Below are 16,432 nucleotides of genomic sequence, written 5' to 3'. Positions count from 1 at the left end.
CCCGAGGCCCGGTTGGCACGTGCCCCCCGGATGTGCGTGCGGTCCAATACACCACAGAGTGCTGGTGCTCCGTCACCCTCCGGTGGCAATTGGTGCGGGGAATCTGGCGTGCCTCCCGGGGACGGCCTCCGGCCTGCGACGACGACCGGCGGGCGAATCGTCCGGGGGCGCGTACGCCGGTGTCGAGCGCCGTCCCGCCGGTCACAGGCGGACGGGTTTCTCCAGACGGACGTCGGCGGCGTCCAGCCAGGCGCGCAGCGGGCCGTCCTGGCCCTGCTCGACGGCCTGGGCCACCGGGCCGGCCAGGTCGGTGCGGCGGACCCCGCCGAGCAGCAGCACCGGGCCGTCCAGCCAGTCCAGGCCGGGGGCGCCGCCGGCGCTGTCCACGGCCGCGCAGCAGACCATCGCGGTGACGTGGTCGACCAGCAGGTCGCGGCCGGTGCGGTCGGGTTCGAGCAGCGGGGCCGGGGCGGTGGTGCGGGCCAGCTGGGCGGCGAGGGTGGCGGCCAGCTGCTCGCCGTCGCCCTCGGCGAGCCGGACCAGCAGCCGGGTGAGGGTCGGGGAGCCGGGGCGGGACTGCGGGGCGAGCCGGTCCAGGGCGGACTGCAGGGTGGCGGCGCCCGCCCGCCAGCCGGCGTCCACCACCTCGGCCGGGTAGTCGGCCCACTCCAGCTCGTGCCAGGAGCCGGCCGCCGGGCGGCCGAAGAACAGCTCGGCGGCGAGCCGGGAGACCGCCCGGTCGACGGTGCCGGGCTCCTCCAGCAGGTCACAGGCGGGGCGGTCGCCGAGCCGGGTGCCGTAGCCGTCGGCCAGCCGGTCACGGCGGGACAGCTCGGTGAGCGCGGCGACCACGCCGGCGTTGAGGTGGACGGGGTGGCGGCCGAGCCGCCAGGCGGGCAGCGCGACCCGGGTGAGCAGCCGGTCCCAGCCCGCGTAGGCGAGGCCGACCTGCTCCTGGGCGGCGATCCGCAGACCGTAGTCGACCGTCCTGGCCTGCTCGGAGGCCCAGCCCGCGACGGAGCGCTCCAGCTCGGCGGAGTGGCCGCGGCAGGCGCCGAGCAGCCGGCGGGTGATCCGGCGGCTGACCCGGTCGGCGAGGCCGGCCGGACCGCGCCGGGGCGGCCGGGGCGGGGCGGCCAGGGTGCCGCCGCCGAGGCCGGGGGCCGCGCCCGCGCCGGAGTCCAGACAGGCGTCCAGGCTGCGCAGGAAGCGGCGGGCGGCGGCGATCTCCGGGTCGGCGGAGGCCGCGGTGCCGGCCACCACGGGGGCGAGCAGGGCCCGCAGCTCGCCGGACCGCATCCACCAGAGGAAGGGCGAGCCGATCACCAGTACCGGGGCCGGCGGCTCGGAGTGCGGCTGCAGCCGGCCCGGCCGGCGCGTCGGCGGGACGTCCTCCAGCCAGCTGTCGCAGTCCGGGGTGAGGGCGACGGCGGAGGGTGCGGGGACGTCCAGGCGGTCGGCCAGTTCGTCGATCAGCCGGTACAGCTCGGGGGCCTCGGCGCGGTCCAGCGGGACGGCCGGGGTCCTGGGCGGCTCGGCCCGCCGCAGGGCGCGGGCGGTCACTCCGGCGATCAGCACGGTCAGCGCGGCGACCGCGCAGACCGCCCAGCGGGCGGCGTCCCAGCCGGCGGCGTCGGCGGCGCCGGGCGCGCCGATCCGGCCGGTGAACCGGCCTGCGAGCAGGACCACCGCCACGGCGGCGGGCAGGACGGCGGCGGCCAGCGCGCGGCCCCGGACCCGCAGGACCGCCTGGGCATGAGCGCGTGCGGTGTCGACAGCGGCCATACGGTGCGGCACCCCCTTCGGAGCCCTCGGGCGCCCGGAAACGGGCCCTGAGCCGACTCGAAACGATCAGTTCCGACCGGGAAGCGGAGGCGTCCGAACCCGGTAGTGCATGCTGCGTGGCGCTACTGACATTTTCGACGCCCCGGTCCGGGTGGTCGTTCCGGATCGCCCCGGTTTCCACTCGTCCCGGTGACGCCGCCCGGATTCCGGACGCCCGCGACCGGTCCGGTGCGAAGCACCCGGGCGACCACCCGGCCGGACGCCGTCCAGCATCCCCCCGCGGAGGCGCCGCTACCCGGCGGCGACCCCGGCGCGCGGGCCCCGCGCGCTGCGATCCAGCGCACCATAAGGCCGGGCGGCCGGTTGCGTCAGCCGGATGCGGGTGCTGTCACCCGATGGGCTGGAATACGACGGCCGAACGGTTCGCCCGTCCCCGGAGCTACTCCAGCCCCGAAACGCCGCGGGCGCTGCGTCCATGGGGGTTGGTTCCCACGGTCCGCAGCGCCCTCCGAGCGGCCTCGGTACGGCCTAACTTCCCTACGCGGTGGCCGCCTTCAGCGCGATGTCGGTGCGGTGCTGACCGCCCTTGAGGCTGATCCGGTCCACGGCGGCGTACGCACGCTCGCGCGCCTCGGCCAGGTCGGCGCCGGTCGCGGTGACCGACAGCACGCGGCCGCCGGCGCTCAGCACCTCGCCGTCCGCGCCGGCCTTCGTCCCGGCGTGCAGCACGAACGCGGTGCCGTCCGCCTCGGCCTCGGCCAGTCCCTCGATCGGGTCACCGGTGCGCGGCGCGGCCGGGTAGCCCTCGGAGGCGACGACCACGGTGACGGCCGCGCCCTCATCCCAGCGCAGCGGCTCCAGCTGGCCCAGAGTGCCGGTGGCGGCGGCCAGCAGCACGCCGGCCAGCGGGGTGCGCAGCCGGGCCAGCACGACCTGGGTCTCCGGGTCGCCGAAGCGGGCGTTGAACTCGATCACCCGGGTGCCGCGCGAGGTGAGCGCGAGGCCCGCGTAGAGCAGGCCGGAGAACTCGGTGCCGCGGCGGCGCAGCTCGTCCACGGTCGGCTGCAGAACGGTCTCCTGGACCTCCTCGACCAGCCCGGCGGGCGCCCAGGGCAGCGGCGAGTAGGCACCCATGCCGCCGGTGTTGGGGCCCTCGTCACCGTCCAGCGCGCGCTTGAAGTCCTGCGCGGGCTGCAGCGGGACGACCGTGGTGCCGTCGGTGATCGCGAACAGCGAGACCTCGGGGCCGTCCAGGTACTCCTCGATGACCACGCGCTCGCAGGAGGCGGCGTGGGCCAGCGCGGCCTCGCGGTCGGAGGTGACCACGACGCCCTTGCCGGCGGCCAGCCCGTCGTCCTTGACCACGTACGGGGCGCCGAAGGCGTCCAGCGCCTCGGCGGCCTCGGCGGCGGTGGTGCAGACGTAGGAGCGGGCGGTGGGGACGCCGGCCCCGGCCATCACGTCCTTGGCGAAGGCCTTGGAGCCCTCCAGCCGTGCGGCGGCCGCGGAGGGGCCGAACACCGGGATGCCGGCCGCGCGCACGGCGTCGGCGACGCCGGCCACCAGCGGGGCCTCCGGGCCGACCACCACCAGGGCGGCGTCGAGGCGCCGGGCCAGCGCGGTGACCTGCGCACCGTCCAGCTGGTCGACCGGGTGGACCGTCGCCACCTGTGCGATCCCGGCATTGCCCGGGGCACAGTGCAGCTCGGTCACGGCGGGATCTTGGGACAGAGAGCGGCACAGGGCGTGTTCGCGGGCGCCGCCGCCGATGACGAGGACCTTCACGCCTGGCAGCGTAGTCGGTGGCCGGTTCGGGCCGCCCTCCGGTCCCGTCTGATCCTCCAGGAGAACAGCTCCGTACGCCGACGATGCCGGAGGATCCTCCAAGCCCGGAGGGGTCCGGTGGACGCTGGGTGCCCGAGTCACGACCACGGGTCACCGGGCCCTCGCTCGGACGAGTGAAATCCCGCCGACCCCCGCAACCCGCTCACCTCGGGTTCCAGGGGCCCGAACCCGTAACGATCAACCGGGAAGCTCCCCCATGGTCAGCCATTTGGCGGTAAGAAGTGCTGTTGGACAACCACCGGCAGACGTCACGTCAGTCGATGCGCCGCCAGAACCAGCCGCCCGCCCGCCACAGGGAGCCCCACAGGTGAGCCAGCCGGAAATGCAGCCCGAGGAGAGTGCCTGGGGCAAGGAGATCGGCGAGGAGGACCCGCCGGCCACCGCCGTCGTCCGGCGGGCCGCCACCCACCGCCGGAACGATCTGAGCACCCGCCAGTTCCCGCTCGGGGACTGGGGCGAGCCCGCCGAGCGACTGGAGGAGCTCTACCGCTGGTCCGAGGAGCGGGCGGTCGAAGCCATCGAGTGGTACCGCCGGGACCGGGTCTGGAAGCGCCGCTGGGCGCGCCTGCTGCGGTTCGGCACGGCCGGCTTCGCGGTCGCCGGGGTGACCGCCCCGCTGGTCGACCTGGCCGGCAGCTTCGCGCACGGCACCGGCTGGGGCTACGTCGGCCTGGCCCTCGCCGCCGCCTGCCACGGCGCCGACCGGGCCTTCGGCCTGACCTCCGGCTGGATGCGGGACGTCTCCACCGGCCAGGCGCTGCAACGCCGGCTGGAGGCCTTCCAGTTCGACTGGGCGTCGGAGTGCGTGCGCGAGGTGCTCGGCCCGACCGAGGGCACCGCGGGCGAGGCCGCCGAGCGCTGCCTGGGCGTGCTGCGCCGGTTCTGCGAGGACATCTCGGACATGGTCCGCACCGAGACCGCGGAGTGGATGCTGGAGTTCCGCGCCTCGATGACCCAGCTGCCCACCCAGGCCCCCGGCAGCTGGGGCGGGCGCTCCGAACCGGGGGTGGGCGCCCAGGTGCGGGTGCTGCCGCCGCCGGGCACCCGGCCCACGATGCCGCGCCAGCGGCCGCCGGAGGGGCCGCTGCGGTAGGGCGCCGCGGTGGGGACCGTCCTGGCTCAGGCGAAGACGATCATCGACCCCTGGGTGACGCTCCTGGCGGCCGCCGCGTACAGGCCCGACCAGGCGTGCCGCTCGCGGGCGAAGGGGTGCACGTCGTCGATCGGCGGCCCGAACGGCTGCTCCAGCCCGGTCGGGCCGAGCGGCCGGGTCGGGTCCGGGGGGTTGAGCGGGTCGATGCCCAGGGCCGGTGCCACCGCCTGGAGTTCGCGCAGCAGCCCGTGGCTGGAGCCGAGCGGGCCGCCGGAGGCGAGCAGCGCGTCGTCCACCAGCGGCACCTGGAACTCGACCGGCACGTACGCCCCGGCGTGGTCGAAGTGCCAGACCAGGTGCGACTGTTCGGCGCTGCTCTCGAACATCTCCAGCAACTGCTCGTAGTCGCCGCCGAGCGCGTCGACCGGGGTGATGTCCAGGCCGGTGAGGCCCAACAGGTAGGCGCGGCGCAGGAAGTGCAGCGAGTCGTAGTCGAAGGCGGCTATCGGCTCGACCGCCCCGCTGATGCCCGGGACGTACTCGTAGACCGGCACCTGGGGCAGCCCGTGTGAGGTCAACACCGCGTTGTAGAGCGCGAGGTCGTCCCGGAAGGGGTTGTCGGGACTGTGGCTCAGCACGTCCACCAGCGGGACGAGCCAGAGGTCGCAGGCCATGGCCGGCAGTTCCTCTCCGGGCGGCGGGGATCGCCCGCCGGGGGGCGGGGCGACGACAGGGGGCGGGGGGTCGGTACCCGGACGGCCCTTTCGCGGGCGCCCGGTTCGACGCCCGCCACCCTACCGGCCCGGGGCGGCGTGCGGGTCGGGCCGTCCCCGCGGAGCCTCGGGGGCGGGTTCGGGCAGCCGGCGGCCGAACCGGCCGTACGACAGCGAGCGGGGCTGCGGCACCAGGCCGAGGCCCAGCCCCAGCTCACGACCCAGCTCACGGCCGACCTCGTCGCCCCGCCGGGCCCGCCCGGCACCGGTCGCACCGGGCACGGGCTCCGGCCCGGACGAGGTCTCGGGCTCCGACGTGGCTGACGTCGCGGGCCCGGGCGAAGGCTCCGGGGCGGGTTCGGCGGCCGGCGGCTGTTGCGCCCCGGTCGCCTCCGCCGTCCCGGTCGCCTCGGCCGTCCCGGCCATTCCGGGCGTCCCGGTCGTCTCGGTGAGCAGGCCCAGGACCGTCACCGACTCCAGCGGCTGCCCGGCCAGCCCCGCCAACAGCCGGGCCGTGTACAGGTTGTACTCGCAGATGATCCGGTGCGCGCCGGCCAGGTCGTGCGCCTCGATCGCCCCGACCAGGTCCAGGTGGCGGTCCCAGCAGACCCCGGCCAGGGTGGACACCTCCCGCAGGTAGGGGGCGGCGAACATCCAGGACTGCACCCGCAGCCAGTCCAGGTAGTCGGCGATCCGGCGGTTGCCGAGCAGCCCGGCGACCTCCTGCCAGAAGCGGCGGTCGCAGCCCACCATCACGTCCAGGTTCCCGGCCCGGGCGGCCCGGACCGCCGCGTCGGCCCGGCGGTGCAGCGAGGGCAGCCGGCTGAGGTCGGGCAGCGCCCGGCGGGTGGTGAACTGGCGGTGGAAGCTGTCCGTGAGCAGCACCCGGGACTCGAAGATCTCCAGGAAGTCGTCCCAGCACAGCTCGGGCACGGTGAAGCCGCGGTGGTGCTCGGTCCGCAGCAGGCCCTGGGCGCCGAGGTCGACCAGCGCCTCCCGGGCCGGGGTCGCGGAGACGCCGTACAGCTCGGCGATCTCCTTGACGGTGAAGTTGCGGCCGGCTTCGAGTCGGCCGGCCATCATCTCCTCGCGCAGCGCGCCGGCGATCTGCTCGCGCAGGCTGTTGCGGTGGATGACGGGGCGCGGGGTGGGGCCTGCACCGTCGCCAGGCATGGGCGCGACCTCCTCGGGCGGGCCGACCGGGCCGGTCCTCACGGACCGGCGGGAACACGACGAGTGCTCATCTTCTCAAACCCGTGCGCGCCAGGTACGAACCAACCCTCCGTGGTCGATGCACCCAGGGCTTGTCCCTAGCGCTGGACCGGTGCCGGAATCCCCAGCAGGCGGTCCCGCAGCACCGGGAATTCCTCGCGTGCCCTGGCCACCTCGGCCGGGTCGAACTCGACCGTCAGCACCTCCTCCGTCATCCCCGCCTCGGCCAGCACCCTGCCCCACGGGTCCACCACGACGCTGTGCCCGGCCTGCTCCACCCCGGCGTGCGTCCCGGCGGTGTTGCAGGCCAGCACGAACGCCTGCTCCTCCACCGCCCGCGCCCGGGCCAGCAGCGTCCAGTGCTCCCGCCGCCTGGCCGGCCAGGCCGCCGGGACCACCAGCAGCTGCGCGCCGGCGTCCAGCAGCGCCCGGAACAGCTCCGGGAAGCGCAGGTCGTAGCAGGTGGCCAGGCCCAGCGTGGCGAAGTCGGTCGGCGCGGTGACGATCTCCTGGCCGGCGCCCATCACCACCGCCTCACCGCTGTCGAAGCCGAAGCGGTGGATCTTGCGGTAGGTGTGCACCAGCTCGCCGTCCGGGGCGAACAGCATCGACGTGTTGTAGATCGGCCCGTCCGGATCCCGCTCGACGATCGACCCCGCGTGCAGCCAGACCCCGGCGGCCCGGGCGGCGGCCGCCATCGCGTCCGAGGTGGGCCCGTCCAGCGTCTCCGCGCCGTCCGACCAGAGGTCGTACGCGAAACCGCCGAGCGGCCACAGCTCCGGCAGCACCACCAGGTCGGCGCCCTGCTGCGCCCGTACCAACGCCGCCGCCCTGGCCCGCCGTTCGGCGGGCGGCTCGGCGTCGGAAACCGCGAGTTGGATCAATGAAGCGCGCACAGTACCACCGTCCACGGCAAGAGTCCTACGATCGTCACCCGAAAGCGCTGCCCAGCTGTCTCCCGGCAGCGTAACGTGCGGTTAGCGTGCGCGCCCGGAAGCCGGACCATCCCGGCCGGCCGTGACGGCAGGGCGCGAACGGGCAAGGAAGCTGACGGAGGGCCGGAGAATTCCCGTGACGGACAACCAGACCGTGCAGGCTTACACCGAGGCGTGGACCCAGAGCATCGAGTCCATATCGGAGCTGGTCGCCCCCCTCCCCGAGGACTCCTGGAACCGGGCCACCGAGTGCCCCGGCTGGTCCGTCCGGGACGTCGTCTCGCACGTCATCGCCGTCGAGTCCGAACTGCTCGGCGACCCCCGCCCGATCCACTCGCTGCCGCGTGACCTGCGCCACGTGGCCAGCGAGTTCGCCCGCTACGTCGAACTGCCCGTCGACAAGCGCCGCTGCCACACCGCGCTGGAGATGACCAGCGAGCTGGAGTACACGATCATCCGCCGCTCCCGCGCGCTGCGGAACGCCAAGCAGACGCCCGAGGAGCCGGTGCGCTGGCCGGGCGGTCCGCTCGCCAGGGACGTCCCGTACCACCAGCTGCTGCGGATGCGGGCCTTCGACGTCTGGGCGCACGAGCAGGACCTGCGTCGCGCCCTGGGCATCCCCGGCAACCTCGACGCCCCGGCCGCCCTGATCGCCCGGGACCTGCTGCTGGAGCTGCTGCCCAAGGCCGTCGCCAACAAGGCCGGCGCCCCGGCCGGGACGACCCTGGTGCTGGACGTCACCGGGCCGGTCGAGTTCCTGCGCACCGTCCGGGTCGACGCCACCGGCCACGGCACCGTGGACGAGTCGATCAGCCTGGCCCCCGACGTCCAGCTCACCATGGACTGGGAGACGTACCTCCGGCTCGCCTGCGGCCGCGGCCGTCCCGGCCCGGTGACCGCCGAGGGCGACCAGGAACTGGCCGAACGGGTGCTCGCCAACTTCGCCGTCACCATCTGACGTCCCCGGGCGCGCACCACCCGGCGTGCACGAACGAGTGCGCGCCGGGTCGGCACCACTCGTGCACCCATGCGTCAACCCAGCACCAGTCACCTCACCTGTTCGGCCTCGTTGTTCCGGGCAGTCCTGCCATCACCCGGAAGAGGAGGAGGACGTCCCTATGGACGACGAAGAGAAATCGATGGTGCTGGTCCGGTCGAGCTTCCCGGTCACGGGTCAGCCGATCAGGGTCGTGATGATCGACGGGGTGCCGTGGTTCGTCACGGCGGACGTGTGCCGGATCCTCGGACGAGGCAACCCGAGCGAAGCCCTCAAGATCGTGAATCCCGTGGACGTGCGGACGGTCAACCTGCGCTCGATTAGCCTCAGAAATTCTGAGGGTAATGACGTTTCCGCAGGTCAGAAACCCTACGTGCGGGGGAACCCGATCCTTGGCGTCCTGAGCGAGAGCGGTCTCTACACCTTGATCATGAGGTCGACGAAACCCAACGCCCAACCCTTTCAGGAATGGGTCACCCGCGACCTCCTCCCCTCCATCCGCCGCGGCGACACCGACGTCCCGACCCAGCAGCGGCGGATGGCGGAGACCCTGGCCGAGGCGATCGGGCAGCAGGTGCAGATCGTCGCGGAGATCGACCACGAGGACTGGCCCGGCCTGACCGTCCACTCGGATGGGACGGTCCACTGCCGGCACGGGGAAATGATCCTCTACCTGCCGAGCCGGGAGGAGGACAGCGGACCACCGTTCGGCCCGTACTTCGCCTGCCCGAGCGACGAGCGGGTCGGCATCCGGGGCAGCCGGGTCGTCCCCGGCTGCCCGAAGCTGAAGCTGGTGGACCTGATGCGCCTGCGCCGCGAAGCGCAGCACGCCCCCAGTACCGAGCCCATTCCGGAGCACGGACCGATGTACGCGGAACTGCACGGCGCCCGGCTCTTCGGGACACCGCTGCAGATGGCCGCCTTCATGCGGGAGTACGGCCGCTGATGCCACCGCCAACCCTCACTTGACGTGAGGGTTGCGGCATTTCCACAGGCCGGAAACCCTACGGCGCCGCCGCCGCAACCTTCCGCCGCAGCCGCAGGATCATCGCCGTCCCCACTGCCAGCGGGACGTACTGCCAGCAGAACGCCCAGCGGAAGGCGCCGGCCGAGTAGGCTCCCGCGCCGGCCGGGGAGAGGGCGTCGAGCAGGACGCCGATGCCGAAGAGCGTGATCATCGTGCCGATGAAGCCGCCCATGTTGACGATGCCGGAGGCGGTGCCGAGGCGTTCCGCCGGGTTCCGGGAGCGGGCGTAGTCCAGGCCGACCAGGGAGGCCGGGCCGTTGCTGCCCATGACCAGGATGATCCCGACGAGCAGCCACATCGGCGGGTGCCCGCCGGGCCAGGCCAGCACCAGGGCCCAGCCGAGCGCGGTGGTCCCGATGGTGGTGAGCACGATCGGCATCCGGGCGCGGGCCGAGGCGGAGAGCAGTCGCCCGAAGAGGAAGCCGAAGGTCATGTTGCTGAGCACCAGCAGGGTCAGCAGCCCGCCGGCTCCGGCGCGGGACATGCCCTGCGCCTCGACGAGGTAGGGCAGTCCCCAGAGCAGGCCGAAGGCGTTGCCGGGGAACTGGGTGGTGAAGTGCACCCAGAGACCGAGCCGGGTACCCGGTTCCCGCCAGCAGGCGAGCACCTGCCGCCCGACCTTCGGCCGGGCCACGGCCGCAGCCGCCACCTGATCCACCGGCCGTACGGCAGTCGCCGGCGCCTCCTTCAGGAAGAGGGCGACCAGCGCGAACACCGCGACGCCCAGCACCGCGATCGCGGTGAAGGTGGGCGTCCAGCCCTCGCTGTGCAACGCCTCGGCGAGCACCACGGTGGTGATCAGGTTGCCGCCCATGCCGGCCAGGCCGGTCAGCTGCGCCACGAACGGGTTCTTCGCGGCCGGGAACCAGCGGGCGGCGATCCGCAGCACGCTGATGAAGGTCATCGCGTCGCCGCAGCCGAGCACCGCCCGGGAGCCCAGTGCGGGGGCGAAGGAGGAGCTGAACGCGAAGGCCAGCTGGCCGGTGCTGAGCAGCACGATGCCGATCAGCAGCACCCGGCGCGGCCCGAAGCGGTCCACCAGCAGGCCGACCGGGATCTGCATGGCCGCGTAGACCAGCACCTGGAGGATGGAGAAGGTGGAGAGCGCCGAGGCGCCGATGCCGAAGCGGTCCGCGGCGTCCAGGCCGGCCACCCCGAGGCTGGTGCGGTGGATGACGGCCAGGATGTAGACGCTGGCGCCGATGGCCCAGGCCAGCCAGGCCGCGCGGCCACCGGGCGGCGACGGGAGGGCCGGAACGGGCTCGGCAGTGGTGCGGGGAGCGGGGACGGACAGGGGCAGGACTGAACGGGCGGGCTCCACGGGCATAGTGCGACCCAGACTAGTCATCCCATGATCGGATGGTCTGGGCGGGGCTCGGTCGCCCGGAGCCCGTGACGGTCTCCCCGGGCCGCAGCCGGTCAGCGTCCAGCCGCAACCGACCTCCCCCGGCCTCAGCCGGTCAGCGTCCAGGACACCGACCGGGTCATGTAGCGGTCCCGGAAGCCCTCGTCCCGTACCCAGTCGGTGGTGTCCCGGACGGTCGCCGTCACGGTGGCCGTCCGGCCGGCGGGGAGGTCCAGCTGCGCGGTGTCCAGCCAGGAGCCGTCGGCGGACTGCGGCGTGACCGGGACGCCGTTCACCTTCCACTCCACCTTCAGCTGCCGCGGACCGGTCAGCGGCAGCGGGCGGACATCGAGCCGGGGCCGCCCGGTGACCTCACCGGGCGACGGCAGCGGGGGGTCGGTCGGGCGGACCTTTCGGTACAGCTCCTCGACGATCGCCTCGCGCGAGGGGAGGTTGTACGCGCTGCCCAGGGTGCGCATCACGGAGTCGGGCGTGGGCCGGTAGAGGCCGTTGGCGCTGCGGTACGCCCCGACCTTGCCGGCGCCGTCCGGGGACTCGGCGCCCAGCCAACGCCACCACTTGGTCTGCTTCTTGCGCATGTCGTCGGCGTTGAGGGTGGAGAGGTTCGGGTAGTCGGCGTCGTCCGGGGCGCTGTCGTACTCGTCGCCGAGGTCCCCGACGGTGTGCCCGATCTCGTGCTGGATGATCCGCCCGGCGTCGGGGCTGCCGCCGGCCAGGGTGGTCACCCCGGTGCCGCCGGCGCCGCCGTACTCCGTGGAGTTGGCCAGCGCGATCAGGTACTGCGGCCCGGCGCCGTCCCCCGCGTAGCGGGCGGTGGCGGCCTCGTCGGCGCAGAGCAGCCGGGCGGTGCCCTCGCACCAGAAGTGCATGCCGAGCGGGGTGGCCGGGTTGCGGCCGCGGCTCTCGGTCTCGGCTATCCCGGAGGACGGGGAGACGACCTCGACCCGCCTTATGTTGAAGAAGCCCTGGTAGGTGCGGAAGGGCTCGATGTCCATCAGTGCGTGCCAGGCCTTGTCGGCCTGCTGCCGGAACAGGTCCTGTTCGCCGGCCGTGTAGCCGTCGCCGAGCAGGACCAGGGTGATCCGGTTGGCCGGGTCGCCGGTGCGGCGTATGTCGACGGTGGGGGCGGCGACGGGTATCCGCTGGTCGGCGCGGAGGGCGGTGTGCGGCGGCACCGCCCGGTCGGCCGGGGCCCCGGGGCCGATCACACCGAACGGCGAGGGGCCGACCAGCTCCAGGGCGGCGGGGAGTACGGCGGTGGACACCAGCACGAGCGCGGCCAGACTCCGAACGAGACGGCCAGGGTTGCCAGGTGGCATTCGGGTGCGTCCTCGGGGCTCCGGTCACCCGGCGTCGCCCGGGTGGTGGAGCGGAGACGTACCCGGACCGGCGTGTCGCCCCCACCGGCGTCCGCAAATGTCACCGACCTGGCCGAACGATCCGCATCCTCCCAGCCATACGAGCCACCCGGACCATGCGGATCATCCATGCCATACCAATGACTACTCCAATGGCTACTCCTCCTCAGCTCCTCCGGAAGTCCAGCAGCAGATGGGTGCCCAGCCCGAAGAGCAGCCCCCAGAAGGCCGAGCCGATCCCGAACAGGCTCATCCCCGAGGCGCTGGCCAGGAAGGTCACCACTGCCGCGTCCCGCCCGCGCTCCGCCGCGACCGCCGCCGCCAGGCTGCCCTGCAACGAGGCGAGCAGCGCGACCCCGGCGATCACCGCGATCAGTTCCTTCGGCAGCCCGGTGAACAGGCTCACCAGCACCCCGCCGAAGCTGCCCACCAGCACGTAGAGCACCCCGGAGGACATCCCCGCGACGTACCGGCGGCGCGGGTCCGGATGGGCCTCCGGGCCCGAGCAGATCGCCGCCGTGATCGCCGCCAGGTTCACCCCGGGCGAGCCGAACGGTGCCAGCAGCATCGACACCGCGCCGGTCGAGCCGATCAGCAGCCGGTCGTCCGCCCGGTAGCCGAAGGCCCGCATCACCCCGAGGCCCGGCGCGTTCTGCGAGGCCAGCGTGACGATCGTGAGCGGCAGCGCCAGCCCCACCAGGGCGGCCCAGGAGAATGACGGCACCGTCAGCACCGGGACGGTCGGCCCGCCCGAGCCGAGGTGCAACGGCAGTCCGACGGTGAGCGCCGCCAGCACCCCGCCGACCGCCAGCGCGACCGGCACGGCGTACCGCGGGGCGAACCGCTTGGCCAGCAGGAAGGCCGCGAAGCTGCCGACCACCAGCACCGGCGCGCTGTGCACGGCGCCGAAGATCCCGGCGCCGAAGGAGAACAGGATGCCCGCCAGCATCGCGTTCACGATCCCCACCGGCACCGCCGCGATCAGCCGGCCGAACCAGCCGGTCACCCCGAACAGGGCCACCACCGCCGCGCTCACCAGGAACGCACCGATGGCGTCCCGGTACGGGTAGTCACCCAGGCTGGTCACCAGCAGCGCGGCTCCCGGGGTGGACCAGGCGGTGATCACCGGTGTCCGGGTCCACCAGCTCAGCGCGAAGCCGCTCACCCCGCTGCCGATCGCCACCGCCCAGATCCAGGACGCCGTGTGCGCCGCGTCCAGCCGTCCGGCGGCCGCCGCCGCGAGCACCACCACCAGCGGCCCCGAGAAGGACACCGCGACGCACACCAGCCCCGCCAGCAGCGCCGGCCCCGACACGTCCCGCCGCAACGACCGGCGTTCCCCGCTCCCGACCGGCGCCGTCTCCGGTCGGACTGTCAGCTCATCCGTCATTCCGGCAGTATCCCGAAGCCCGCCGGAAGGCTCCCGAAAAAACTTTTGAACTCACCTGCAACCCCCGCGGGGGATGCGCGTCCATACAGATGAAGGCACGGAGAGCGAGACCGGCAGAGCCGGGGGGCGCTTCCGCTCACGAGGAGCGGAGCCGGTCGTCTTCACCAACACACCGTCAGTCACATGACCTTGGGGAGTCACGTCATGCGTACGTCCGTTATCACCCGTTTTGCGAAGAACGACCGCGCCTTCTCCGCCCGCCGCCGCATCGCCACCCTCGCCGCCGCCACCGTCCTCGCCGGCGGCCTCCAGCTCCTCGCCACCGACACCGCCTGGGCCTGCGGCGCCCCGGACGACGCCCCCGTCACCGCTCCGGCGAAGCCCTCCGCCGCCGCCGAGCAGGACCAGTCCGTCGAACTGCACGGCCAGGGCGCCACCAGCACGTTCCTCGCCGCCCCCGGCGCGATCACCGCCGGCGGCCCCAAGGTGGAGTTCGACGTCCAGTTCTTCAACGGGACCGGCGCCGACTACCACCGGATCTTCCCGGGCATCTCGTTCTTCAACACGAAGGGGGCCACCCCGAAGCCCTCGCAGGTCACCGCCGAGGTGATGGCGAACGGCACGTGGACGCGCGTGACGCTGCACAACGGCTGCGACCCGGCGATCGGCGGCGCCGTCCCGTCCGCCGGCGGGCCCCTCGCCGACGGTCACGCCGTCCGCTACCGCTTCCGGGTCGGGCTCTCCGCCGACGTGGCCAAGGGCATCGACGGGCTCCAGGTCACCGTCACGCCGAGCGAGGGCCGGGGCGTGAGCACCGACGTCAAGGTCGTGCACCCGGCGTCGCCCGCCAAGCCGACCACCACGGCCAAGCCTGCACCCTCCAAGGACACCGAGCCGGCCGCCGACCGGACCAAGGACGCCGCCCCGGCCGCCGAGGCTCCCAAGCCGTCGACCCCGACCGCCGCACCGACCACCGCCGCACCGACCACCGCCGCGCCGGCCACCACCGCGCCCGCCGGCACCCCCGAGCTGGCCCACACCGGCGCCTCCTCCCGCAACACCTTCCTCGCCGTCTCCTCCGCCGCCCTGCTCGCCCTCGGGGCCGGCGTCCTGATCGCCGTCCGTCGCCTCCGCCCCCGGCGGTAGGGCCGGCACACGAAGGAGGGGCCCTCCCCCGCACGGCGAGTGCGGTGGAGGGCCCCTTCTTCCGTCTCAGGCCGGACGAGCCGGACGACGGGACGTCAGCCCCAGGTGATCAGGCGCTTCGGCTGCTCCAGCAGGGCGGCCACGTCGGCCAGCACCTTGGAGCCCAACTCCCCGTCCACCAGGCGGTGGTCGAAGGAGAGCGCCAGCGTGGTGACCTGGCGCGGGACGACCTTGCCCTTGTGCACCCACGGCAGTTCCCGGACCGCGCCGAAGGCCAGGATGGCGGCCTCACCCGGGTTGAGGATCGGGGTGCCGGTGTCGACGCCGAAGACGCCGACATTGGTGATGGTGACCGTCCCGCCCTGCATGTCGGCCGGGGAGGTCTTGCCCTGACGGGCGGTCTCGACCAGCTCGCCGAGCGAAGTGGCCAGCCCCGCCAGGGTCTTGGACCCGGCGTCCTTGATGTTCGGGACGATCAGGCCGCGCGGGGTGGCCGCGGCGATGCCGAGGTTCACCTGGCCCTTGATGACGATCTCCTGGGCCGCCTCGTCCCACTGCGCGTTGATCTCGGGGTGCCGCTTGATCGCGGTGAGCAGCGCCTTGGCGACGATCAGCAGCGGGCTGACCCGGACGTCCCGGCCCAGCTCGCCGCTCTCCTTGAGCCGGCGGACGAACTTCATCGTGCGGGTCACGTCGACCTGGACGAACTCGGTGACGTGCGGGGCGGTGAAGGCCGAGGCCACCATCGCCTGCGCGGTCGCCTTGCGGACGCCCTTGACCGGCACCCGGACGTCGCCCGCGGTGGGCACGGGCACCGGCGCCACGACCGCCTCGCCCGCGACCGCCTCGACCGCGACGGCCTGGGCCGCCGGGGCTGCCGCAGCCGGGGCCACCGGAGCGGCCTGGGCGGCGGCGTACGCGTGCACGTCCTCGCGGGTGATCACGCCGTCGCGGCCGGTCGGCGTCACCGCGCGCAGGTCGACGCCGAGGTCCTTGGCCAGCTTGCGCACCGGAGGCTTCGCCAACGGCCTTTCCCCGGAGGGAACTTCAGCGACCGGAGCGACCGGCGCAGCAGGAACAGCCGGGGCGACCGGAGCAGGTGCAGCCGGAGCCGGCGCCGTCGCGGCGACCTTGGTGGTGGTCGTCCGTCGCGCCCGGCGCTGGGTGCCGCCGGTGCGCGGGCCGTACCCGACCAGCACCTCGCGGCGCTCCGGCACGACCTCCTCCTCCGCGACGGCGACCGCAGCCGCAGCAACCGGCGCCGGAGCAGCGGCCGAAGCGGCCGGAGCCGCAGCCCCCGCCTCCCCGGCGACCGCAACGGAGATGATCACGGTGCCGACGTCGACCGTCGCGCCCTCGGGGAAGAACAGCTGCTCGACCACCCCGTTGAACGGGATGGGCAGCTCCACGGCGGCCTTGGCGGTCTCCACCTCGCAGACGACCTGCCCGTCGGTGACGGTGTCACCGGGCTTGACGTACCAGCTGAGGATCTCGGCCTCGGTGAGGCCCTCGCCCACATCGGGCATCTTGAACTCGCGGAGCGAGCGAACTTCGGTGGTCATCTT

The 16,432-nt window shown here is 73.8% G+C and carries 13 protein-coding genes; 4 read left to right on the top strand and 9 right to left on the bottom strand.

The features are described from left to right. Positions 1-201: 201 nt before the first annotated feature. Positions 202-1,785, bottom strand: a complete 1,584-nt coding sequence (locus CRP52_RS15750) for a hypothetical protein (protein ID WP_097236977.1) — start codon at positions 1,783-1,785, stop codon at positions 202-204. A 537-nt stretch (positions 1,786-2,322) separates the two neighbouring features. Continuing rightward, positions 2,323-3,570 carry a phosphoribosylamine--glycine ligase gene (purD, locus tag CRP52_RS15745; protein ID WP_097236976.1) on the bottom strand — a complete coding sequence of 416 codons (1,248 nt, stop codon included), beginning with the start codon at positions 3,568-3,570 and terminating at the stop codon, positions 2,323-2,325. Between the two features lie 367 nt (positions 3,571-3,937). On the opposite strand from purD, the gene CRP52_RS15740 reads away from it, so the two are divergent. After that, a complete protein-coding gene (locus CRP52_RS15740) occupies positions 3,938-4,723 on the top strand; it encodes an SLATT domain-containing protein (RefSeq protein ID WP_257032511.1) in 786 nt (261 codons plus the stop codon). 26 nt (positions 4,724-4,749) lie between these two features. Here the strand turns inward: CRP52_RS15740 and CRP52_RS15735 are convergent, their stop codons facing one another. The 3 genes from CRP52_RS15735 to CRP52_RS15725 all read right to left on the bottom strand — a co-directional run bounded on the left by CRP52_RS15735 (position 4,750) and on the right by CRP52_RS15725 (position 7,544). Next, complete coding sequence (locus CRP52_RS15735) at positions 4,750-5,397, bottom strand: hypothetical protein (protein ID WP_097236974.1); 648 nt, start codon at positions 5,395-5,397, stop codon at positions 4,750-4,752. Positions 5,398-5,517: 120 nt separating this feature from the next. Then, on the bottom strand, positions 5,518-6,609 hold the full coding sequence (locus CRP52_RS40500) for a GntR family transcriptional regulator (RefSeq protein ID WP_179852808.1): 1,092 nt from the start codon (positions 6,607-6,609) through the stop codon (positions 5,518-5,520). Positions 6,610-6,746: 137 nt separating this feature from the next. Next, on the bottom strand, positions 6,747-7,544 hold the full coding sequence (locus tag CRP52_RS15725; protein ID WP_097236973.1) for a carbon-nitrogen family hydrolase: 798 nt from the start codon (positions 7,542-7,544) through the stop codon (positions 6,747-6,749). A 175-nt stretch (positions 7,545-7,719) separates the two neighbouring features. Between CRP52_RS15725 and CRP52_RS15720 the strand changes: the two genes are divergently transcribed. Further along, positions 7,720-8,541: a maleylpyruvate isomerase family mycothiol-dependent enzyme gene (locus CRP52_RS15720; protein ID WP_097236972.1), complete on the top strand. Its 822-nt coding sequence runs from the start codon at positions 7,720-7,722 to the stop codon at positions 8,539-8,541. A 160-nt stretch (positions 8,542-8,701) separates the two neighbouring features. Beyond that, positions 8,702-9,526, top strand: a complete 825-nt coding sequence (locus CRP52_RS15715; protein ID WP_097236971.1) for a BRO-N domain-containing protein — start codon at positions 8,702-8,704, stop codon at positions 9,524-9,526. A 58-nt stretch (positions 9,527-9,584) separates the two neighbouring features. Here the strand turns inward: CRP52_RS15715 and CRP52_RS15710 are convergent, their stop codons facing one another. The 3 genes from CRP52_RS15710 to CRP52_RS15700 all read right to left on the bottom strand — a co-directional run bounded on the left by CRP52_RS15710 (position 9,585) and on the right by CRP52_RS15700 (position 13,721). Further along, on the bottom strand, positions 9,585-10,934 hold the full coding sequence (locus CRP52_RS15710) for an MFS transporter (RefSeq protein ID WP_097236970.1): 1,350 nt from the start codon (positions 10,932-10,934) through the stop codon (positions 9,585-9,587). Positions 10,935-11,059: 125 nt separating this feature from the next. After that, positions 11,060-12,238, bottom strand: a complete 1,179-nt coding sequence (locus tag CRP52_RS15705; protein ID WP_179852807.1) for a M64 family metallopeptidase — start codon at positions 12,236-12,238, stop codon at positions 11,060-11,062. Positions 12,239-12,497: 259 nt separating this feature from the next. Further along, positions 12,498-13,721 carry a benzoate/H(+) symporter BenE family transporter gene (locus CRP52_RS15700; protein ID WP_097236968.1) on the bottom strand — a complete coding sequence of 408 codons (1,224 nt, stop codon included), beginning with the start codon at positions 13,719-13,721 and terminating at the stop codon, positions 12,498-12,500. 204 nt (positions 13,722-13,925) lie between these two features. Between CRP52_RS15700 and CRP52_RS15695 the strand changes: the two genes are divergently transcribed. After that, positions 13,926-14,867 (top strand): hypothetical protein, encoded by a 942-nt coding sequence (locus CRP52_RS15695; RefSeq protein ID WP_097236967.1) that lies wholly within the window; start codon positions 13,926-13,928, stop codon positions 14,865-14,867. 95 nt (positions 14,868-14,962) lie between these two features. Here the strand turns inward: CRP52_RS15695 and CRP52_RS15690 are convergent, their stop codons facing one another. Then, positions 14,963-16,429 carry a dihydrolipoamide acetyltransferase family protein gene (locus tag CRP52_RS15690; protein ID WP_097236966.1) on the bottom strand — a complete coding sequence of 489 codons (1,467 nt, stop codon included), beginning with the start codon at positions 16,427-16,429 and terminating at the stop codon, positions 14,963-14,965. Between the last annotated feature and the right edge of the window lie 3 nt (positions 16,430-16,432).

Origin of the sequence: Streptomyces sp. 1331.2 (assembly GCF_900199205.1) — a bacterium.
Classification (GTDB): domain Bacteria; phylum Actinomycetota; class Actinomycetes; order Streptomycetales; family Streptomycetaceae; genus Kitasatospora.
Note: the sequence above shows the minus strand (reverse complement) of the source record. Positions and strands in the feature narration are given on the sequence as shown.

Bases quoted from the DNA above. Each gene is read 5' to 3' on its own strand.
- CRP52_RS15735 (WP_097236974.1), bottom strand. From the start codon at position 5,397: ATGGCCTGCGACCTCTGGCTCGTCCCGCTGGTGGACGTGCTGAGCCAC.
- CRP52_RS15695 (WP_097236967.1), top strand. From the start codon at position 13,926: ATGCGTACGTCCGTTATCACCCGTTTTGCGAAGAACGACCGCGCCTTC.
- CRP52_RS15750 (WP_097236977.1), bottom strand. From the start codon at position 1,785: ATGGCCGCTGTCGACACCGCACGCGCTCATGCCCAGGCGGTCCTGCGG.
- CRP52_RS15710 (WP_097236970.1), bottom strand. From the start codon at position 10,934: ATGCCCGTGGAGCCCGCCCGTTCAGTCCTGCCCCTGTCCGTCCCCGCT.
- CRP52_RS15700 (WP_097236968.1), bottom strand. From the start codon at position 13,721: ATGACGGATGAGCTGACAGTCCGACCGGAGACGGCGCCGGTCGGGAGC.
- CRP52_RS40500 (WP_179852808.1), bottom strand. From the start codon at position 6,609: ATGCCTGGCGACGGTGCAGGCCCCACCCCGCGCCCCGTCATCCACCGC.
- CRP52_RS15715 (WP_097236971.1), top strand. From the start codon at position 8,702: ATGGACGACGAAGAGAAATCGATGGTGCTGGTCCGGTCGAGCTTCCCG.
- CRP52_RS15690 (WP_097236966.1), bottom strand. From the start codon at position 16,429: ATGACCACCGAAGTTCGCTCGCTCCGCGAGTTCAAGATGCCCGATGTG.